The 19,754-nt window shown below is 45.1% G+C and carries 22 protein-coding genes and 1 pseudogene; 1 reads left to right on the top strand and 22 read right to left on the bottom strand.

The window, feature by feature from the left end; translation table 11 throughout:
• Positions 1-51 precede the first annotated feature (51 nt).
• On the top strand, positions 52-294 hold the full coding sequence (locus tag SporoP33_RS00425; RefSeq protein ID WP_081241908.1) for a DUF2627 domain-containing protein: 243 nt from the start codon (positions 52-54) through the stop codon (positions 292-294).
• Between the two features lie 15 nt (positions 295-309).
• Here SporoP33_RS00425 and SporoP33_RS00420 read toward each other — a convergent pair whose 3' ends face one another.
• From SporoP33_RS00420 to SporoP33_RS00320, 22 genes and pseudogenes are all read right to left on the bottom strand, one after another.
• Positions 310-1,029, bottom strand: coding sequence for a glycerophosphodiester phosphodiesterase (locus SporoP33_RS00420; protein ID WP_081241907.1), 720 nt, complete (start codon positions 1,027-1,029; stop codon positions 310-312).
• Positions 1,022-2,584 carry a flagellar assembly protein A gene (locus SporoP33_RS00415; RefSeq protein ID WP_081241906.1) on the bottom strand — a complete coding sequence of 521 codons (1,563 nt, stop codon included), beginning with the start codon at positions 2,582-2,584 and terminating at the stop codon, positions 1,022-1,024. Before SporoP33_RS00415 ends, SporoP33_RS00420 begins: the two co-directional genes overlap by 8 nt.
• Positions 2,585-2,855: 271 nt before the next feature.
• Positions 2,856-3,650, bottom strand: a pseudogene (spo0A, locus tag SporoP33_RS00410) (sporulation transcription factor Spo0A).
• Positions 3,651-3,876: 226 nt separating this feature from the next.
• Entirely contained in the window at positions 3,877-4,830 is a 954-nt protein-coding gene (locus tag SporoP33_RS00405; protein ID WP_081241905.1) for a SpoIVB peptidase S55 domain-containing protein, read from the bottom strand.
• Between the two features lie 110 nt (positions 4,831-4,940).
• Entirely contained in the window at positions 4,941-6,641 is a 1,701-nt protein-coding gene (recN, locus tag SporoP33_RS00400; protein ID WP_081241904.1) for a DNA repair protein RecN, read from the bottom strand.
• Between the two features lie 17 nt (positions 6,642-6,658).
• Positions 6,659-7,108, bottom strand: a complete 450-nt coding sequence (gene ahrC, locus SporoP33_RS00395; protein ID WP_081241903.1) for a transcriptional regulator AhrC/ArgR — start codon at positions 7,106-7,108, stop codon at positions 6,659-6,661.
• A 78-nt stretch (positions 7,109-7,186) separates the two neighbouring features.
• Positions 7,187-8,008: a TlyA family RNA methyltransferase gene (locus SporoP33_RS00390; protein ID WP_081241902.1), complete on the bottom strand. Its 822-nt coding sequence runs from the start codon at positions 8,006-8,008 to the stop codon at positions 7,187-7,189.
• On the bottom strand, positions 8,005-9,903 hold the full coding sequence (gene dxs, locus SporoP33_RS00385) for a 1-deoxy-D-xylulose-5-phosphate synthase (RefSeq protein WP_081244695.1): 1,899 nt from the start codon (positions 9,901-9,903) through the stop codon (positions 8,005-8,007). The genes SporoP33_RS00390 and dxs overlap by 4 nt, the downstream gene beginning before the upstream one ends.
• 139 nt (positions 9,904-10,042) lie before the next feature.
• Complete coding sequence (locus SporoP33_RS00380; RefSeq protein WP_081241901.1) at positions 10,043-10,927, bottom strand: polyprenyl synthetase family protein; 885 nt, start codon at positions 10,925-10,927, stop codon at positions 10,043-10,045.
• Positions 10,920-11,162, bottom strand: coding sequence for an exodeoxyribonuclease VII small subunit (locus tag SporoP33_RS00375; RefSeq protein ID WP_081241900.1), 243 nt, complete (start codon positions 11,160-11,162; stop codon positions 10,920-10,922). The genes SporoP33_RS00380 and SporoP33_RS00375 overlap by 8 nt, the downstream gene beginning before the upstream one ends.
• 2 nt (positions 11,163-11,164) lie before the next feature.
• Positions 11,165-12,514: an exodeoxyribonuclease VII large subunit gene (xseA, locus tag SporoP33_RS00370; RefSeq protein WP_081241899.1), complete on the bottom strand. Its 1,350-nt coding sequence runs from the start codon at positions 12,512-12,514 to the stop codon at positions 11,165-11,167.
• 67 nt (positions 12,515-12,581) lie between these two features.
• Positions 12,582-13,448 carry a bifunctional methylenetetrahydrofolate dehydrogenase/methenyltetrahydrofolate cyclohydrolase FolD gene (gene folD, locus SporoP33_RS00365; RefSeq protein WP_081241898.1) on the bottom strand — a complete coding sequence of 289 codons (867 nt, stop codon included), beginning with the start codon at positions 13,446-13,448 and terminating at the stop codon, positions 12,582-12,584.
• 79 nt (positions 13,449-13,527) lie between these two features.
• Entirely contained in the window at positions 13,528-13,902 is a 375-nt protein-coding gene (gene nusB / locus SporoP33_RS00360; RefSeq protein ID WP_081241897.1) for a transcription antitermination factor NusB, read from the bottom strand.
• A gap of 342 nt (positions 13,903-14,244) precedes the next feature.
• Positions 14,245-14,631, bottom strand: a complete 387-nt coding sequence (locus tag SporoP33_RS00355; RefSeq protein ID WP_081241896.1) for an Asp23/Gls24 family envelope stress response protein — start codon at positions 14,629-14,631, stop codon at positions 14,245-14,247.
• Positions 14,632-14,647: 16 nt separating this feature from the next.
• Complete coding sequence (gene accC / locus SporoP33_RS00350) at positions 14,648-15,994, bottom strand: acetyl-CoA carboxylase biotin carboxylase subunit (RefSeq protein ID WP_081241895.1); 1,347 nt, start codon at positions 15,992-15,994, stop codon at positions 14,648-14,650.
• Positions 15,995-16,007: 13 nt separating this feature from the next.
• Complete coding sequence (gene accB, locus SporoP33_RS00345; protein ID WP_081241894.1) at positions 16,008-16,520, bottom strand: acetyl-CoA carboxylase biotin carboxyl carrier protein; 513 nt, start codon at positions 16,518-16,520, stop codon at positions 16,008-16,010.
• Positions 16,521-16,802: 282 nt separating this feature from the next.
• Positions 16,803-17,354, bottom strand: a complete 552-nt coding sequence (locus tag SporoP33_RS00340) for a SpoIIIAH-like family protein (RefSeq protein ID WP_081241893.1) — start codon at positions 17,352-17,354, stop codon at positions 16,803-16,805.
• Positions 17,341-17,763: a hypothetical protein gene (locus SporoP33_RS00335; protein WP_081241892.1), complete on the bottom strand. Its 423-nt coding sequence runs from the start codon at positions 17,761-17,763 to the stop codon at positions 17,341-17,343. Before SporoP33_RS00335 ends, SporoP33_RS00340 begins: the two co-directional genes overlap by 14 nt.
• Before the next feature lie 65 nt (positions 17,764-17,828).
• Complete coding sequence (locus SporoP33_RS15835) at positions 17,829-17,996, bottom strand: hypothetical protein (protein WP_155961270.1); 168 nt, start codon at positions 17,994-17,996, stop codon at positions 17,829-17,831.
• Positions 17,997-18,005: 9 nt separating this feature from the next.
• Positions 18,006-18,905 (bottom strand): stage III sporulation protein AE, encoded by a 900-nt coding sequence (locus SporoP33_RS00330; protein ID WP_196796824.1) that lies wholly within the window; start codon positions 18,903-18,905, stop codon positions 18,006-18,008.
• 35 nt (positions 18,906-18,940) lie between these two features.
• The gene (locus SporoP33_RS00325; RefSeq protein WP_081241890.1) at positions 18,941-19,318 is read right to left on the bottom strand and encodes a stage III sporulation AC/AD family protein; all 378 of its coding nucleotides are present in this window, start codon (positions 19,316-19,318) and stop codon (positions 18,941-18,943) included.
• A complete protein-coding gene (locus SporoP33_RS00320) occupies positions 19,318-19,527 on the bottom strand; it encodes a hypothetical protein (protein WP_029054553.1) in 210 nt (69 codons plus the stop codon). Before SporoP33_RS00320 ends, SporoP33_RS00325 begins: the two co-directional genes overlap by 1 nt.
• Between the last annotated feature and the right edge of the window lie 227 nt (positions 19,528-19,754).

The following is a 19,754-nucleotide window of genomic DNA, read 5'->3' as shown; positions in this document are numbered from 1 at the left end:
TGACAATCCATCACCACACGGTAAAATTAAAAGAGTAAGGAGTTGAATGGTGTGGCACGTCTTGCTGCGTTTATTGTGCTGTTGATTCCAGGGATTGGAGCTGCCCTGGGTATAAAATTAATGCGTGATTCTTTGTTCGGGCATCTGTTCCCGCCGTTTCCGTTTATTTGGCTGCAATTTCTGGGCGGTTTAGTCCTGTTTATTGCAGGCTTAGGATTTTTCGCAGGCTTTCTATTGCGCCGTGACCGCAGAAACGGACGGGCAGCTGACCGATTTAAAAAAGATTTGAAATAAAAGGATTAAGGTACTTTACCTTGATCCTTTTATTTTTTTGCGCACGCGGCTTGGGTAATCTGTAATCCACCCTGTCACTTCAGGTGTACTCGCCAAAAATGCTTCTTTTCCGGTCACTCCATACATTCTCAATATCTTGCCGCTTTCTTTCAGCCGGGTTTTATAAGGTTCTTTCCAGAGACGCTTATGAAAATGGAATGCATGGACATCATAATCGTCCAGATGTTCCCAGTCGACTGTTTTTTTCTTCAGCAATAAGGCAGTCTCCAGCCTCGGATTTTGTTCTGTGACAAGCTGCAGCGTCGGATAATCAAAGGATGAGATGTGTACCTCCTCCAATTTCTCCACGTAATGAAGGATTTGCTCGATGACGGCAGGCTGACCGTAGACTGTTTCTTTCAGTTCGATATTAAGCGCTACATTATGATCCGCGCAGAAAGAAATGACATCGAATAAATCGGGGATGGAATGACCAAACATACGCCGATATCCGCTCTTCCCGATTTTGATATGCTGAAGTTCCGCAGACGTCAATTGATCAATCCGCTGATCAATTCCCGCAACGCGAAGCAGATGATCATCATGAATGACTACCAGCTTGCCGTCTTCCGTTTGTTGCACATCCAGTTCGATACCGTCTGCGCCTTTTTGAACAGCTCCTAAAAAAGCACGCATCGTATTTTCAAAATAGCTGCCTGATGCTCCCCGGTGGGCAAATATTTGAGAGTCAGACATTTAATAACCCCTCGCCTGTCAATTCAAAAACACCTTTTGTCACACTGCCGAGCATCCTGACTTGCTTGCCGATTTCGATTTGCACGCCGGGAAATGCTTGTTTTGTAATTTCAATTTTAGGTGTGCTTGCGATTTGTACGAGCTGCAGTTTATTTTTAATTGTTTGGTCAAGCGACAGGATTTGCTGCTGTTTCATTTGCATAGTTGCGTTCATTTTCTCCAGTATCTCCAATTGCTGCAGCGGAAGATTTGCCTTCATGCTCTCCATCTTATCGAGCGTCACCCGGATTTTCTTCAGTTCCGCATGTTCCACTTTCAGCCTTTCCGCCAGCCGCTGGATTTCTTCTAGTTCAGCTTCTTTATTGACACCTTTGACAATCAGCCTTGTCAAGCGTTCATGTGCATTGCCTGCCGAGCCGCATTCGATAGAAAACACAGCCTCCACAATCCCGCCAATCACCCTCCCTTTATGCTTATCGATGGAAATATGGTCGCCGTACAGTTCAGACCCAAGCGAATAAAGACCGACATTGACCTTCTCACCATAAATTTTACAATTATTCGCATGTTTTACGAACACATTCTTTTTGGCTTTGATGACTGTTTCACCGCCGCCGAACACGCCTCCTTTAATATATACGTCGCCTTCTTCCGAATGAATCTCCTTCGCATTCGTCACGCCATCTTTTCCCTCAATGGAAATATCACCTGTGGCATTGACCGAGAAGCCTGCCGACACGGTTCCAAGCACACGAACCGCACCATCGAATGTGATTGAACCGGTTTTTGTTCCGACATCTTCCGGTATAATCAGCTGTTTTCCGACACTGACCGCGCCGTTTAGCTCTTCCAGCGCACCGCCGTGTAAGGCCCGCAGCACAATCTTGCCTTCCTCTTCAAATTCACCGACAGATTTGCGGTCATACACTAATTTGATATCATCACCTTTTTTTGCCGCTATAGGTTCGCCGAACACATTGCATCCTTCGACTCCTTCTTTAGCAGGCGTTTTCTCACCCAGCCACTCGTCTTTAGCGATTGACGTCACAAAATTTAACTCATAGTGATCAACTGAGCCGTCTTCACGAAGAACGGGTTTGCGGTCCGGCATAGCAATGTATTCAATATGTGCATTCTCGCCTTTAATCGGCTCAGTACCTGTCGCTATGATAATCGGGTTGTTCGGAAGATAGGACATGCTGCGCAGACGTTCTTTGTCATATACGATTCCTCTTTGATCGAGCAGTTCTTCCGCCTGTTGCAGAAATTGCTCCTTATTCGCAAGAAATTCATCTGTTTTTGCGTGAATATACAATTCTGCTTTCATCTGGCTTGGTGATACATATACTTCACAAGGCGCTGAATACGTGCCTATTTCGTGAGTCCCAATGGTTTGCAGTGCCTTCATCAGCTCTTTGAATGAATTCAGTTTCAATCTGGGAATATCAGCAGTCAGTGCATCAAATGACTTGATTGGAAAGCCTTCTTTTTTTGTATTCATGATAATTTTATTGTTCACTTCTAAAAGTTCAAAATGTTCATTTTCAGCCAACAACGGAATCCCTCCCTGTTTATTTACTAGTATAGAAGATTACCCGCTGTTGGAGATAGACCTTTATGCACAACCGCGGCGTAAATAAGTATTTTCTCACAGCATTTTTCGATTTCTGTAATAGCATCGGTAAATCCTGACTTTCTTCCTACAAATCATACTTCGTATAGTTTATGCATGTATACGCTCTGTTTCATCTGCAGGGATGAAGAAAAACCAACTAACAAAATTCATTAGTTGGTTCAATCGAATAAGTTATCTATTTATTAATGACTTAGCTGACCATATGTTCAAGCCGAATTTTATCAGCGATCATGGCAATGAACTCGCTGTTTGTCGGTTTGCTCTTCAAGTGATGTACTGTATAACCGAACGTTTTCGAAATGAGATCGTAATTCCCTCTGTTCCACGCCACTTCAATCGCATGGCGAATGGCACGTTCTACACGGGATGGTGTCGTATTATACTTCTTGGCGATATCCGGATACAGAATCTTCGTCACAGAACCAAGCAGCTCCACATCGCTGTATACCATCTGAATTGCTTCGCGCAAAAACGCGTAGCCTTTAATATGAGCCGGTACTCCAATTTCCTTAATCATAGATGTAATAGCAGTATCAAGCACTTTTTGGGTCACCGCCCCCGTCGGCTGTGCCGGCTGCTGAACAAAAAATGACGGCGTGCTGGCCTTCGGTTTTCCGGCTACTTTGAATATTTGTCCAATCAGACGGTCAAACTCGAACGGCTTCAGCATAAAGTAAGAAGCGCCGAGGTTTGCAGCCTGTGACATCACAGTTTCCTGTCCGAATGCAGTCAGCATCATGATTTGCATATCCCCCATTTGATTCGTTTCCTGCAATGTTTCAAGGACCCCAATTCCGTCAAGATGCGGCATGATGATATCCAGCAGTAAAATATCCGGTTTCTCCTGTTCCAGCATAGACAAACAGACTTGTCAATTATTCGCTGTCCAAATTACTTCTATTTCAGAATGCTGTTCCAAATAAGACATCATTGTTTTAACAAGTTCTTTATTGTCATCTGCAATTGCGACCTTCACATTTTCCATTACCCATTCCCCCTGATATAAAATCGACGAAGCATTTCATTTCCGCTGTTTGCTCTCTTAATATCGTAAGTCATAATTTTTACAATTTCTACTTTAACTTAAAAGTTTATCTAAAATGATACTTCTGAACGACACTTTCTACCTATTTCGACTTTATTCTGTATTCTTCTCATCGAACACACATACGAAAAAGCAGCTTGCGCAAAAATAAGCGCAAGCTGCTTTTTCATTGCTCATTCGTTCTCATCGTTTTTAGAAAAAGTGCGGCGCCTTTTTCCGGCTCATCCACGAACATATGCGTAATGGCTCCGACAAATTTCCCGTTCTGGATTACGGGACTTCCGCTCATGCCCTGCAAGATACCGCCTGTCTTTTTCAGCAATTTCTGGTCAGTCAAATGGATCTGGAATTGTTCTTCTTCTATCTTCGTAATTTGGATGGTGAATTTCTCAACTGTTGAACCTTCGACCGTCGTATATATTTCTGCCGGTCCGATCATCAATTCAAACGGCTGCATAATTTCAAGCGGTTCTGCCAACACTTTGTGATAAGCGTTTTTCCAAATACCAAAAATTCCATGCACATTATTGATCTGAATATTTCCAAGGAAATTATTCTGATCAATAATGGAGGATATTTTATATCCCGGAAATCCTGGAGAACTTTTCTTTATTTGACTGATTTCCGATAAATAAATTGCACCTTTTTCAAACGAAGGTGCTGACTGCAGTGTACTGTCGATGATTTGATGCCCCAGCGCACCGTACGTTCCGGTCTTTGGGTCGACGTACGTTAATGTGCCGGTACCTTCCGTGCGGTCCTTTAAAAAGGGTGTGACGCGCTTAATGAGCGACGGATCTGCCTGAATGGTTTGGTTTTTCCCATTACGCAAAACGTCGAGCTCCATCGTAGCACTGTCATTTTGCAGCGCACGCTCGAAGTGAACGAGCTGTTTCATTTCAACGCCGTTCAGCCGGCGAATCACATCGCCTTTTTTCAGCCACTCCTGCTGATCGACTTTGACATCACTCGTTACATAAATACCGCTTAAATCCATTTGAATACCGATGGAATGTCCCATTGGTATAAGGGTTTCCTCTTTTGCCAGAGATATGCTGGGCGCCAGGCAGAGCAGTAAGACGAGAGCGATAAGTGTTTTGAAAGTTTTATTCCATCCCATGTTTCACCTCCTCAACGAAAGATACCATTGGTATGTCCGTTCGCTGAGAAAGTATGAAAGGGTAAAATAAACAGTCGCTGTTTCCATGGTAAACCTTGATAATTCAAGCTTTATTTACGGAATTCCTGTTTACGCTGGGCCGCCAGAATGAGCAATTCCTCTGCGTGCTGCAGCGTCAGCGGTGTAATTTCCGCACCAGAAAGCATGCGGGATAATTCTTCTGTCCGTTCTTTTTGCATCACATCATGGATGGCAGTCGTCGTCCGGCCGTCGTGCACTTCTTTTTTAATGAGGTAATGATGGTCCGCCATCGCAGCCACTTGCGGCAGATGTGAAATACAAAGAACTTGCGAATGACTGGAGATCATGGAAATTTTTTCTGCAATTGATTGAGCAACCCGCCCGCTTACACCGGTATCAACTTCATCAAAAATAATTGACGTAATCCCTTGATGCTGTGAGAAAATCGTCTTCAGCGCCAGCATCATTCGAGATAATTCGCCACCAGACGCCACTCGTACCAACGGCTTGAGCGGTTCACCCAAGTTAGTGGAAATCATAAACGTCACTTCATCAAATCCGTTTGCATCAAACTGCAGAGGTTCTTTTTGCTTTATTTGCACTTTGAATGTAGCTTTTTCCATATAAAGCTGTTTTAGCTGCTCTTCTATCCCTTTTTCCAAGGAAAGGGCTGCTTTTTTGCGGATAATGGATAATTCATTTGCTTCAATTGTAAGATCTTCTGTGTATTGTGCCAACAATTCCTGGTTTTGATGCAATCTTTCATCGCGATTCACCAGCTGATCCAGTGCATCGGCAATTTTATCGCGATAAATTAAAATATCTTCCAGCGATTTACCGTATTTTCGTTTCAGTGTCAAAAACAGCGCCAGCCGCTCTTCAACAAAATCCAAACGATCCGGCTGAAATTCCATACTGTCGATCTGACGTTTCAGATCATGTGAGACATCTTGCAGTGCATAAAACGATGAATTGACTGTTTCCGACAATGTTTTAAGCTCTTCATCAATCGAAGCTGCCTCTTCCAGGTCACTCATCGAATTGCCGACCCAGTCGAGTCCGTGCGACTCAAGGGACAATGCTTCATATGAAGTATTCAGGCGGTCGAATAAGCGGTTAAAATGCTGAAGCTTCACACGCTCGGCTTCCAGTTCCTCTTCTTCGCCGATCACTAAATTAGCCGCATCAATTTCTTCCAGCTGAAACTTATATAAATCAATTTTTTGCGCGATTTGCTGTTCATCCTGTGTTTTAGCCGCAATCAGTTGCTGCAGCTTCCTATATTTCTCATAGAGTTCAGTATACGTGGACATCGCACGGTCAATTGGTTCCCCAATAAAAAAATCAAGCAAATGAATATGTCGTTTTTCATTCATCAATTCCTGATTCTCATGCTGGCCATGTATATCGATCAGCAAGGAGCCGATTTCACGCAAAATGGCAATAGTGACCAGTTTGCCGTTGACACGGCATACAGACTTTCCGCTTGCGTTCACATCCCGGCGTAAAATCACAACACCTTCTTCTGCGTCAATTCCGAACTCTGTCAGCTTTTCCGTCACGGCATCGATATTATTATCGATTGTAAACAGGCCCTGAAGCTCGGCCTTTTTTGCGCCGTGACGAATGAATTCCTGTGAACCTCTGCCTCCTGCTAGAAGTTGGACAGCATCAATGATAATCGACTTACCTGCACCTGTTTCACCGGTCAGTACAGTCAGTCCGTCGTCAAATGCGATTTCAAGCTGTTCGATAATAGCAAAGTTTTTAATCGAAAGTTCGCTTAACAAGGAAATCCTCACCTCACTTATAGCATTGCTAATAATTTATCTTTAACGTAATCAGTCATGGATTCTTCGCGGCAGATGATCAGGCATGTATCATCACCGCAGATTGTTCCTAACATTTCATCCCAGTCCAGGTTATCGACCAATGAGCCGACTGCCTGCGCATTGCCGGGAAGCGTTTTCAACATGATGAAATGGCTTGCACTGTCTATCCCGACAAATGCATCTTCAAGCATTCGCTTCAGTTTTTCTTCCGTATTAAAGCGCGGAACTGTCGGAAGGCTGTATTTGTAATTTCCTGACGGTGTTGGAACTTTAATCAGATGCAACTCTTTAATATCCCGGGATACTGTTGCCTGCGTCACATCCACTCCTGCATTTTTCAGGCTGTCGACCAGCTGATCCTGCGTTTCAATTTCGTTGTTTGTGATAATATCTCTAATGCGAATATGTCGCTGTCCTTTATTCAATTTTCTTCACTCCGATTCTCTTGAGTCCCTAACATAAAATTATACATAGCATCTAAAAAACGCGCAACTCATTGCGCGTTATGTTAATTCAGTATGTGCTTGTTTAACTAATTGTTTAAAGTCGTCTGCTGTAAAGTGTGATACTGGCTGTTCTTCGGATACCAGATAAAACAGAAACTCAATATTTCCTTCACCGCCTGTAACGGGGGAATAGGTTGCTCCTTTTACAGAAAACCCTTCAGAATTTGCCATGTCAGCTGTTTTTTCCAGTACTTCAAGATGTGTCGCCTGCTCACGGACAATGCCTTTTTTCCCGACTTTTTCCTTACCCGCTTCGAACTGTGGCTTCACAAGCGCTACTACTTGACCGCCAGGAATAATAATTTTCTTCAGTGCAGGCAAAATTAGCGATAATGAAATGAAGGATACATCTATGGTCGCTATTTCCGGCAATCCTTCAGTGAACATATCTACTGTTGCATGGCGGAAATTTTGCCTTTCCATGACCGTTACTTGTTCATGCTGCCGAATCTTCCAGGCAAGCTGATTGTAACCGACATCCAGTGCATAACAATGCTTCGCACCGTTCTGCAGTGCACAGTCCGTAAAGCCGCCTGTGGAGGCACCGATGTCGAGTACGATCTTCTCTTTCACAGAAATAGGAAAAGACTGCAGCGCCTTTTCAAGTTTTAATCCTCCGCGGCTTACATATTTGATTGCAGGACCTTTGACAGTCAACGGAGCGTCGGCTGCAATTTTTTCTCCTGCTTTTTCAATTCGTGTCGAATCGGAATAGACGAGTCCCGCCATAATAGAGCGCTTCGCCTGTTCGCGTGATTCTGTCAGCCCGCGTTCCACAAGCAGCAAGTCTACCCGTTCTTTTTTTATATTCGCACTCATACTTTTTCGCTTTCCGCAGTCTGCTGAATAGCCGCTGCAGTAACTTCAGCTACGTGTTCAGGTGTCATATGAATTTCGACTAATAATTTATCAACACTTCCATGCTCGATGAAGTCATCAGGAATACCGATGCGTTCAAAGATCGTTGACGTGTGATTCATTTGTTCTGCATATTCAAGCACCGCACTGCCGAATCCCCCGGCTAATACCGCCTCTTCAACAGTAATAATCGGTTTGCCTTTGGCAAATAACTCGTCCAGCAAATCAGTATCCAACGGTTTAATAAAGCGCGCATTGACAACCGCTACATTTTTCCCCTGCTTTTTCAGCTGCTCGGCAGCGGCAAATGCCATAGGGATCGTCTGACCAAATGTCAGAATGGTGGCATCTTCACCTTCCTGCAGCACTTCCCATGTGCCGATCGGAATCGTATGAAGTTCCTCATCCATCGGTACACCGTAACCGTTTCCGCGCGGGAAACGCATAGCGATCGGTCCTTCATCGTACTCAATCGCCGTCTTCACCATATGCTGGCCTTCATTTTCATCTTTTGGCATCATAATCACGAGGTTCGGCATATGACGCAAGAATGCAATATCAAATACGCCGTGATGGGTTTCTCCATCCGCGCCGACGAGTCCTGCACGGTCGATTCCGATAAAGACGTTCAGTTTCTGACGTGTAATATCATGCAGCATTTGGTCATACGAACGCTGCAGGAATGTCGAATAAATCGCTAGGAACGGCTTCATTCCAGTCGTTGCAAGACCCGCTGCCATTGTGGTTGCATGCTGTTCTGCAATCCCGACATCAAAGAAGCGGTCAGGGAATTCTGCCGCGAACGATTCCAGTTTCGACCCGACTGGCATAGCAGGGGTAATAGCGACGATACGGCGGTCTTTCCTTGCCAGCTTGCGCACTGTTTCAGAAACGAGCGCACTCCAGGCCGGACCTTTAACCGGAGATTTCACGAAATCTCCCGTTTCAATTTTATATGGTCCTGTGCCATGCCATGTACCAATCTTATCCATTTCGGCCGGGCTGTACCCTTTACCTTTTTTCGTGATGACGTGAAGAAGTACCGGGCCTTCCATTTTCTTTGCATACTGGAGAGAACGCTCCAGTTCTGCTAAGTCATGGCCGTCAATCGGTCCGAGATACGTAAATCCGAGCTCTTCAAAGAAGACACCGTTTACGACTAAATATTTCAGGCTGTCTTTCACTCGCTCCGCAGCGGTGGCCACACGCCCGCCAACTGCAGGGATCTTACGCAAGAGGAATTCCAGCTCGTCTTTTACATTATTGTACTTTCCTGCGGTGCGCAGTTTACCGAGAATCGAATGTAATGCGCCGACGTTCGGGGCAATCGACATTTCATTGTCATTCAAAATGACCGTAATATTCGTTTTCTCATGCCCGATATGGTTCAGTGCCTCAAGCGCCATTCCGCCCGTTAATGCTCCGTCGCCGATTACAGGAATGACATAGCTGTCTTCCCCTTTAATATCCCGTGCAACAGCCATTCCCATAGCTGCAGACAAAGACGTCGAACTGTGGCCGGTTTCCCACACGTCATGTTTGCTCTCCGCCATCTTAGGGAATCCGCTCAATCCTTTATACATTCTAAGAGTATCGAATTCGCCGGCACGTCCGGTCAGAATTTTATGAACGTAAGACTGATGCCCCACGTCCCATATAATTTTGTCGGATGGGCTGTCGAAAATACGGTGCAAAGCAATAGTCAATTCCACCACGCCAAGATTTGGCCCGATATGACCGCCTGTCACCGATAAGTTTTCAATTAAGAAATGACGGATATCCGCCGCCAGTGACTCTAATTGTTCTTTATCGAGCTCTTTAATAAAAGATGGATTGGTAATCGTTGTTAGATCCATCATGATCACACACCTTCATCAAGTAAGTAGTTCTTTCCAGTAGGACATCACGTGCTTCTGCTGAACAGTTCCATTCGCTGCTGTTTGTTTTCTACATTATAACAGTAACAACGTGCGACACAAATATAACGGTTCCGAATCACATATTTCGTTCGATAATGTAATCCGCCAGCGATTGCAAAAGAGATTCTCCTAAACCAATGGCCTGCAATGCCTTTAGTGCTTCTTCATGGCGCAACTTTAACTGTTCCTGCGCACCTTCGAGTCCAAGCAATGAAGGATATGTCGACTTCTCACTCGAAGTATCACTGTTTGCCGGCTTGCCCAACTGCTCGGTCGTTGCCGTGACGTCAAGGATATCATCCTGAATCTGGAATGCCAGCCCAATATTGCGGGAGAACCGGCGTAATTGCTCACGCTGTTGTTCTGTAGCCTGTGCCAGTACAGCACCTGCTTCAATACAGTAAGAAAGCAGGGCACCCGTTTTGTGAATATGGACTTCTTCCAGTTCTGCCAGCGGCAATAATTGATGTTCACCTTTCATATCCAGAACCTGGCCTTTTACCATACCTTGTGCGCCGGAAGCTTTTGCCAGCAGTCCGACCAGTTCAATTGCTGCTGCCGGCGGTGTTTCGCGCAGATCTGCAAGTGCCTGAAATGCCAGCGCCTGCATCGCATCACCTGAAAGTGTTGCGACGTCTTCCCCGTAAACTTTATGGTTCGTCGGTTTCCCTCTTCTGAAGTCATCGTCATCCATGCAGGGCAAATCATCATGTATTAGGGAGTATGTATGTATCAATTCAACAGATGCGGCGACTTTTAGGGCATCTGCTGAATCCGCCTTTAAGTCATGAAGCACTGCAAGCACCAGCAATGGGCGGATACGCTTTCCGCCTGCTTCGACGGAGTACGTCATCGATTCATGTAAAGCATCCGGAATATCGGACTTCGCCAGCTGATTGGTCAGTTCACGTTCGATCTCCGGAATCATTTCATCCATAAATGTCTGTAATTTTTCATTCATTCGGCTCACCTGCTGTTGGATCAAATGAGGACTCATTTCCTTCTTGGTCAATCATTCGAATTAATTGTTTCTCTGCATGCTGCAGTTTCTTCTGGCAGTACGCGGAAAGTTCCATCCCTTGTTTATATAACGTAATAGTATCATCCAAAGGCGCTTCTCCAGCTTCCAATTTCTGTACGATTTCTTCCAATTGGTGCATTGCCTGCTCGAATTGCATATTTTTTTCTTCTGCCATCCTTACTTAACCTCCTTTGGAATGATCTGCTCCACTATTGCTGAAACGGATCCGTCTGCTAATTGAAGCGTTAATTTATCTCCGCTCGTCACATCTTGAACAGATTTAATTACTTCGCCGTCTTTATATCCGATGGAAAACCCTCTTTCCATCACTTGTAATGGATTCAGCGCTTGCATCATGCGCATGAGTGATACAAAATGTTGCTGCCGCTGTCTGATCGTTTGCTCTGCTGCGCGATTCAGACGCATTTCAAGCTGCTCCGTCTGCTGTTGTTCAAGCTGAATGCGTCTAATCGGCATGTAATACTGGAATCCAGCATACAGCCGGTCGAAATGCATTCGTTTTTCTTGAATGACGGCGGCGCTGCTGCGCTGAAGCCGGTCTTCCAGATGATCCAGTTTCTCAATAAACGGCCGGTACAGCCGATCCGGATACTGCAGAGGATAGGCGGCCTGCGCGGTTTCTAAACGTTTGTTTAATTGTTTCAGTAACGTCTGGACTGCTAAATACATCGAACGCTGCTGATTTTTCAGATGCCGGAATAGTTGAAGCTGATCTGGAACGGCCATTTCTGCCGCCGCGGTAGGCGTCGGTGCGCGCAAATCCGCGACATAATCCGCAATGGTTGTATCCGTTTCATGACCGACGGCGCTGATAATTGGGATGCGGCTTGAGAAGATGGCACGTGCCACGTCTTCCTCATTGAATGCCCATAAATCCTCTATGGAGCCGCCGCCCCGTCCGACAATCAATACATCCAGTGAACCTGTACGGTTAGCCTGCTCAATTGCTTTGACAATCGATGGCGCAGCTGTCGGTCCTTGCACTAGCGCAGGGAACAGGTGCATTTCTGCCATAGGAAAGCGTCTGTTGATTGTCGAATACATATCACGCAGTGCAGCTCCAGATTCCGCAGTAATGATGCCGATTCGTTGCGGAACTTGCGGAATCGGCTGTTTAAATCTGGCTTCAAACAATCCCTCTTGCTGCAATTTCTTTTTCAACTGTTCAAAAGCTAGGTACAGCGCCCCAATACCATCCGGCTCCATTGTTTGTACGTAGAGCTGATACGATCCCGCCGTCTCGTACACTGTGACGTCACCGGTAATCAGCACATTCATGCCGTTTTCCGGCTTAAATTTCAGCGTGTTGGAACGGGAACGGAACATTGCTGCCTGGATTCTTGTTTTGTCATCTTTCAGCGTAAAATAAATATGTCCGGACGGATGCATTTTTACGTTGGATAGTTCGCCTTTCACATAGACATTACGCAAATGCGGATCCGCATCAAATTTACGTTTGACATATTTCGTTAGCGCTTGAACGGTTAAAAAAGTTGGATTGGACATGTTTTTGTCACCTGCCCTTTTATGTATAGAGAGGCGCCCGTAGTTAGGCGTCTCCCTGATTGGTGCATTATTTTTTTGCACGTGCGTTCATTTTATTTTCTGCACTTTCTACTGTGTTCTTCAAAAGCATAGTAATCGTCATCGGACCTACCCCGCCTGGCACCGGCGTGATGGCGCTCGCCTGCTTTTCTGCTGATTCATAATCGACATCCCCGCAAAGTTTGCCGTTTTCATCCCGGTTCATCCCAACATCAATAACTACTGCGCCTTCTTTGATGTAATCGCCTGTAATGAATTTAGCCATGCCGATTGCGACGATCAGAATATCCGCCTGCTGCGTGAACTTTTTCAAATCTTTTGTACGGGAGTGACAATAGGTTACTGTCGCATCTTTTTGCAATAGCAACTGCCCCATTGGTTTCCCGACAATATTACTTCGCCCAATAATAACCGCATGCTTGCCTGCAATTTCGACGCCTGAACGTTCAAGCAGCTGCATGATGCCGTATGGCGTACATGGCAGGAATGTCTCCTGTCCAATCAGCATCTTTCCTACGTTCATCGGATGGAATCCGTCAACATCTTTTTCGGGGCTGATTGCGCGGATGACTTTGTTTTCGTCTATATGCTTCGGCAAAGGCAACTGCACCAGAATGCCGTCGATTGTATCGTCCTGGTTGAGTTTTTCCACTTCTGCCAAAAGATCATCTTCCGACACGGTATCCGGCAATTTAATCAGTTCAGATTTCATTCCGGCTTCCAAACTGGATTTCTCTTTGTTTTTGACATATGTTTGCGATGCTGGATTTTCTCCAACTAAAATAACAGCCAGGCCAGGTTGATATCCTTGTTCCACTAATGAAGCGACTTCCGCTTTTAGTTCATTTCGGATTTCTTGCCCTATTGCTTTTCCATCAATTTTTTTACTGGACATGATTTTCCCACCAAACTTTTTGTTTTTTGTGTTGAAAGTTGATCGAGCCCAAACGTATACCTAGCAGTGACAAATTGGCTTACTTAAATTTAGAAAGCACTCCATTGACAAAACGGCCTGATTTCTCATCGCCGAACGTTTTGCACAGTTCAATTGCTTCGTTCAGGATGACCCGGTCGGGAACTTCCTCATTATGCAGAAGTTCATAAACAGCAAGGCGCAAAACAGTCCGTTCGATTTTCGGCAGCCTGTCGATGGTCCAGTTTTCTAATTTATTTGTAATTTCACTATCAATTTCTGTCAGATTTTCCGCTGTGCCGCGAACCAATTGTTCGTAAAATGAATCTAGCGGGCCTTCCACGATATAACCTATCGCTTCATCCACGTTCATTTCGCTGTTATCCAGCTGAAACAGCGTTTGAATTGCTTTTTCACGTGCTTCTCGTCGTTTCATAATTATTGTCTCCTCTACCGCGCATCTTCAAAACCTAATGATAGCACAAAAGGAACGAAAAGAACTAGTGGAATCAGGCGATTTTATGTCATGAGTTTTCATTTCCAGCCGGGATTTGCAGTTTCCCGGCCTTGTCGGCCGGCCACACTTCCCGTTGAACACTCCGCCTTGCTGTGCAGTCACTTCATATCCACAACCGGGAACATCTGGTCAGCCTTTCAGATAGACTGAAACTGAGAAGTCACTGACAAATCAGTTCAACCGCCCTTTTCCACGCAAAAAACTGAAGACATCCTACCGTTCGCAGGAATTGTCTTCAGTTTGTATTGTCCGCAACCCCGCTCAGTCCTCGAAATGAATGCCCGTTATGTGGACATTGACTTCGTGTGTATCGAGTGAGGTCATGTGGTAAATTGCCTGGCGTATTTCGCTTTGAATTTCCGCCGCAACGGTGGGAATGGAATGGCCGTATTCGATAATGCAATACACATCAATTTTCAGTCCTTCATCTGCCCACTCGGTTTTTACTCCTTTGCCGTACATCGTTTTGCCCAATTTCTCCGCAACACCTGTTGCGAAGTTTCCCTGGGTGGCAATTACACCACTGACTTCTGTGGTGGCGATGCCGATGATGACTTCAAGTACTTCGGGTGCAAGTTGAACCCGGCCCAGTGCTGCATTTCCAGACGGTGTCATTCCGACAAACGATGGATTTGTTTTATCAGCCATTACACTTCTCCTCCAATTATTTCATGACGTCGTACTTTTCCAAGAACTTTGTATCAAAATCACCTGACTGGAATACTTCGTTATCCATCAGATTGGAGTGGAAAGGAATCGTTGTATGTACACCTTCCACTACAAATTCGTCCAATGCGCGTTTCATCCGAGCGACCGCTTGCTCACGCGTATCCGCATGAACGATCAGCTTTGCGACCATTGAGTCATAGAACGGCGGAATCGCATAGCCTGGGTAAACTGCTGAATCGACACGTACACCTAAACCGCCTGGAGGCAGATACATAGTGACTTTTCCGGGTGACGGCATAAAATTCTTTTCAGGATTTTCTGCGTTAATCCGGCATTCAATCGACCAGCCGTTGATTTTAATATCTTTCTGTTTGATGGATAACTTTTCGCCAGAAGCTACTTTCAGCTGCTGTTGAATCAAGTCTACGCCTGTGATCATTTCCGTTACAGGGTGTTCCACTTGAATACGAGTATTCATTTCCATGAAATAAAACTTCTGATTTATATGATCGAAAATGAATTCTACTGTTCCGGCACCGCGATAGTTACAGGCTTTTGCAGCTTTAACTGCCGCTTCGCCCATTTCTTTACGCAGTTCAGGTGTCAATGCAGGAGACGGCGCTTCTTCCACTAACTTTTGCATACGGCGCTGAATGGAACAGTCACGCTCACCTAAGTGGATCGTGTTGCCGTATTTGTCTGCAAGTACTTGTACTTCTACATGACGGAATACCTCGATATATTTCTCGAGATATACACCCGGGTTGCCGAATGCTGCGGCCGCTTCTTTTTGCGTGATGTTGACGCCTTTAACGAGCTCATCTTCATCGCGTGCAACACGAATTCCTTTACCGCCGCCGCCTGCTGTTGCTTTGATGATGACAGGGAACCCGATGCTTTTGGCAATTTCTAATGCGTGGTCCGCATCATCAACCAGTCCGTCTGAACCGGGAACGATTGGAACCCCAGCCTCTGCCATTGTATTGCGCGCAATATCTTTGGTACCCATTCTCGAAATCGCATCCGAAGTCGGGCCGATGAATTCAATATTTACTTCTTCACACAACTCTGCAAAACTGGCATTTTCTGCAAGGAAACCATAGCCTGGATGGATGCCGTCGCAGTCAGTCGCCTTTGCAGCGCTGATGACATTAGAGAAATTTAAATAGCTGTCTGTTGATAAACGGGGTCCAATACAAACTGATTCGTCTGCCAGCTGCACATGCAGCGCATCCTGATCTGCTTCAGAATAGACTGCTACAGTTTTGATACCCATTTCTTTACATGCACGAATAATACGTACTGCAATTTCACCGCGGTTTGCAATTAAAACTTTTTTCATTAGTTACTCCCCCTTAGTTCTCTTTTACAAGGAATAAAGGCTGTCCGTATTCCACAAGTTGACCGTCCTGCACTAAGATTTCAACGATTTCTCCAGAAACTTCTGATTCGATTTCGTTGAATAGTTTCATTGCCTCTACGATACAAACGATAGAATCAGCCGTAACTTTATCGCCTTTTTTAACGTACGCTTCTGCGTCCGGAGATGGAGCCTGATAGTATGTTCCGACCATTGGGGAAGTGATTTCATGCAAAGCTTCATCTGCCGCCGCTTCAGCTGCAGGAGCTTCCTGTGCTGCAGGAGCAGGTGCCGGTGCTGGTGCTGCTGCCGGTGCAGGAGCTGCTGGCGCCGCTGCCGGTGCTTGTACCGCTGCTGGTGCTGCAGGAGCTTCTGAAACTGCTGCCGCGCTTTGTCCGTCTTTTTTCTCTAATTTGATTTTCCCTCCGTCTGCTTCAAATGTGAACTTTTGGATGGATGATTGATCAATAAGCTTGATGATTTCTCGGATTTCTTGAATTTTCAACATATCTGATTCTCCTAACTATATTTTCTTACTGCCATTTACTATGATAGTCGTTTTAGAATCAATATGGAATAGCAAATTCGCAAAATAGTCTATATTTCTCGTAAAACATCAGCATGTTTCCAAATTTTATGACTAATTAGTGAAGTTTTTGCAATTGCGTTATCACCGCGCGTTCAAAGGTTAACCTATATGTCCCTTTGGAGAAATTTTTAACTGTCGCTTACCAATTAAAAATCTGGGATGAACGAAAAAACGGAAGCTGCAGGAGCTTCCGTTCTTAAATTATTCTTTTGTCTCTGCAAAATCCACTTTGACAGTTTGTGCCCCGTCCCAGCTTGACATGACATACTGTGTAATTTCATCCGCCATTTTTGGTGAATGGCTTTCATTCGATAGCACCGTTACATTCACGCGGTCATTATCAGCCCGTACGAACACTTCCGGATAACCGAGTGCCTGGATTTGCATTTCCATCAACGCTTCAGTGGAGCTGATTTTTCGAAGTTCTGCGATTTCATTGAAAATTTCATTCTTCTGTTCAGCAGTGAAGTCTGAGGAAGTCATTTTTTCAGTCAGCTGCTGTACTGTTTCACTGCGTTCGTTACGGACTTCCATTCGCATATCCTGGAAAATATATGATTCTGCGAAGACCGGCTGCACTTCCTCGGTTTTACCTTCTTTTTCAAGTAACTTTGTTGCGTCCTTTGATTCTTTCGTAAAGATGGCAACTCCGTCAAACGGCATAGGCGCTTCCGTTTTCACATAATAAATGGAGATCACTGCGACTAGACTGAGTAATGTTAAAAACCACACTGTTCGTTTATTGGCTTTCATGTTGATTCCCCCTTTTCTTCATTTCCACGATGACGATACGATGTTCGGGCAGTTGTAGGACATTGGCTAATAATTGTGAAAGTCCGTTTCGCAACGCCGGATCTTCCGCCCCTTCTGCTACGACGAGCAATCCCTGCAAAGGTGAATGGTTTGTCGTATTGGATGAAACGGAAAAGTATCCGGCCAACGGGCTCTCTGCTTCTTTTTCATCATAATGAAAATAGACCGTCACTTTTCCTAGCCCTTCCATTTGTTCAAGTGTTTCTTCAAGTGTCGACAGCATGCGCTTCTCGTCTTTTTTCTGCTTCTCCCCTCCTACATTCGCCGTACTGGTGATGTATAAAACACTAAACACCATGACCATCAAACCGATCACCAACAATCGGGATTTCCCTGCAGGCTTTTCCATAGTTCCATCACCATCTCAACGTGACATTACTAAAAATGAAATCTACATTTGAATAGTATGTACCGTCACAGGTACTTATGACTTGCGAATTGCAAAATATATTGCAAAATCCAAATGCCAATCGCTACCTTACACAAAGGAATGAATATTCTTTCCATCTCCTTGCCCGCCATCAGCTGAATGAGCAATGAGAGTATAACCAGGTTCGCCAGTCCCGCCAGAAACAGATGCATACACTCGCCTCATTTCCCGAGCGTCATCAGCTTAATGAAAGTCACAATAAAAATCGTCGTATAGATGAAGGCAAATGACAGCAAAAATGAAATCGCGCATAACACAAATAATGTGCGTCCGATATCATCCAGTAATCCGCATACTTCTTTTTGTGAAAAAGGTTCGATAATCGCCGCTGTCCATCTGAATAAAAAAGCAATGCATAAAATTCTTACTGCCGGCAATAACGCTATCGTCCAAATTGATACGAGCAGCCAGACACTCATATAAGCCGTTGCACCGGAGGAATAGCGTCCAATCGAACCGAGAGTGTCAGTCAAAAGTGAGCCGATCACCGGAATATTTTGCTTGATTAATTCTTTCAGCGGTTCATTCAAAGCTCCATTCATCGTCCAGGACAGCGCACCGCCCGCCGTAATGAAAATAGAGTACGCTGCAACGAGGGCAGATACTATCGCAAGGAGCGATGTACGAAGTAAATCAGCCATCTTGTTGAAGACAATTTCGGGTACCAGCCGGGTGAAAATATCCAGCAAAAGCGCAGTCAGCAGCACAGGGAGCAGGAATTTATCTGCAAAGACGACTGCCCCTTGCGCAAACAGCAGCAGAGCCGGCTGAAAATTCAAGACGCCAAACGTTGCCCCTGAAGCCAGAATCATTGCCGCAATGAGCGGATACATCCCGAGAAACAAAGAAGCGATCGAATGCGTAATCACTTGAATTTGCTCGAAACTGTCCTTCGCCGGTTCAATCAGTAAGACCAAAATCAGAATGAGCAACAGGAATCTCGTCCATTTTTGGAATGCCGGGAAGAAAAAATCGACGAGTGAGGCGAGCAGCAGCATGATGAGTAACAGGAAAAACGGTCCGACTACACCGGCGATACTTTCATGCAGGAAATTCAGCATAGAGGTCTCGTCCATTCATGTTTGAATTGATTCGTTCACCAAGGAATCAGCGCATGGATTGTCTCGATTAATTGTGTAATATACGGCAGCCACAAGGACATAATGACAATTTTCATCGTGGTCTGGAACAGCTGACCAAATGCCCCGTATCCTTCATCTTTCATTTGAAGCGAGAGAACTTCCGCCATATAATACAGTCCCGCGCTTACCACCAGAAGTGTTGCATACGGCGCCGGCAGCTTTTCAGTCAGTGACAGCAACGTCGATCCGAACGGCACAAGGACCGTTAGTAATACATAGACCGACACCATCAAGAACATTGTGGTATAAAGAATGGGATGCAGGGCGGGTGCCGCAAATGAAAGCAGAAGCAACAACAGATACACGATGAATAATTGAAAGAGAACCGCCATTACATCGCCATCGATAACCAGCTGAAGAATTCCGTGATCTCAGTGAAGAATATTCTGAGGAACATTAATAACTCTATCGAGATGTACAGGTAGGCAAGGAAAAACAAAAAGAATGAAAACTCCTTCTTGCCTGTCTGCTCGAAGAATACATGCAGCACCCCAATCACCAATCCGACGCCGGCGATGCGCAATAAATCATTTAGTTCCATCCCGCTACGCCTCCTCCATAGTCCACTCTATGAAGCTTGGGCAAAAGATATGCAGGCTGCTGAAAATTGAAAAGATGTCACGGACAGGAAAACTTGGAGGAAGACAATACGTGCTGACGCTGCGGGCTGCGCTTTGGGGAGGCGTACATATGAATGGTTTACGTTCATCCGCTGAAATGGCAGGATTCACGCGGATCAAAATGCGCCGCCGGTAAGCGGCCTTTTAC

Source organism: Sporosarcina sp. P33 (assembly GCF_002077155.1).
Lineage (GTDB): Bacteria > Bacillota > Bacilli > Bacillales_A > Planococcaceae > Sporosarcina.
Note: the sequence above shows the minus strand (reverse complement) of the source record. Positions and strands in the feature narration are given on the sequence as shown.

Coding starts and splice junctions, on each gene's coding strand:
- SporoP33_RS00420 (WP_081241907.1), bottom strand. CDS start 1,029: ATGTCTGACTCTCAAATATTTGCCCACCGGGGAGCATCAGGCAGCTAT.
- SporoP33_RS00405 (WP_081241905.1), bottom strand. CDS start 4,830: ATGGGATGGAATAAAACTTTCAAAACACTTATCGCTCTCGTCTTACTG.
- SporoP33_RS00390 (WP_081241902.1), bottom strand. CDS start 8,008: ATGAGTGCGAATATAAAAAAAGAACGGGTAGACTTGCTGCTTGTGGAA.
- dxs (WP_081244695.1), bottom strand. CDS start 9,903: ATGGATCTAACAACGATTACCAATCCATCTTTTATTAAAGAGCTCGAT.
- SporoP33_RS00380 (WP_081241901.1), bottom strand. CDS start 10,927: ATGAATGAAAAATTACAGACATTTATGGATGAAATGATTCCGGAGATC.
- SporoP33_RS00375 (WP_081241900.1), bottom strand. CDS start 11,162: ATGGCAGAAGAAAAAAATATGCAATTCGAGCAGGCAATGCACCAATTG.
- xseA (WP_081241899.1), bottom strand. CDS start 12,514: ATGTCCAATCCAACTTTTTTAACCGTTCAAGCGCTAACGAAATATGTC.
- folD (WP_081241898.1), bottom strand. CDS start 13,448: ATGTCCAGTAAAAAAATTGATGGAAAAGCAATAGGGCAAGAAATCCGA.
- nusB (WP_081241897.1), bottom strand. CDS start 13,902: ATGAAACGACGAGAAGCACGTGAAAAAGCAATTCAAACGCTGTTTCAG.
- SporoP33_RS00355 (WP_081241896.1), bottom strand. CDS start 14,631: ATGGCTGATAAAACAAATCCATCGTTTGTCGGAATGACACCGTCTGGA.
- accC (WP_081241895.1), bottom strand. CDS start 15,994: ATGAAAAAAGTTTTAATTGCAAACCGCGGTGAAATTGCAGTACGTATT.
- accB (WP_081241894.1), bottom strand. CDS start 16,520: ATGTTGAAAATTCAAGAAATCCGAGAAATCATCAAGCTTATTGATCAA.
- SporoP33_RS00340 (WP_081241893.1), bottom strand. CDS start 17,354: ATGAAAGCCAATAAACGAACAGTGTGGTTTTTAACATTACTCAGTCTA.
- SporoP33_RS00335 (WP_081241892.1), bottom strand. CDS start 17,763: ATGGAAAAGCCTGCAGGGAAATCCCGATTGTTGGTGATCGGTTTGATG.
- SporoP33_RS15835 (WP_155961270.1), bottom strand. CDS start 17,996: ATGCATCTGTTTCTGGCGGGACTGGCGAACCTGGTTATACTCTCATTG.
- SporoP33_RS00330 (WP_196796824.1), bottom strand. CDS start 18,905: ATGCTGAATTTCCTGCATGAAAGTATCGCCGGTGTAGTCGGACCGTTT.
- SporoP33_RS00325 (WP_081241890.1), bottom strand. CDS start 19,318: ATGGCGGTTCTCTTTCAATTATTCATCGTGTATCTGTTGTTGCTTCTG.
- SporoP33_RS00320 (WP_029054553.1), bottom strand. CDS start 19,527: ATGGAACTAAATGATTTATTGCGCATCGCCGGCGTCGGATTGGTGATT.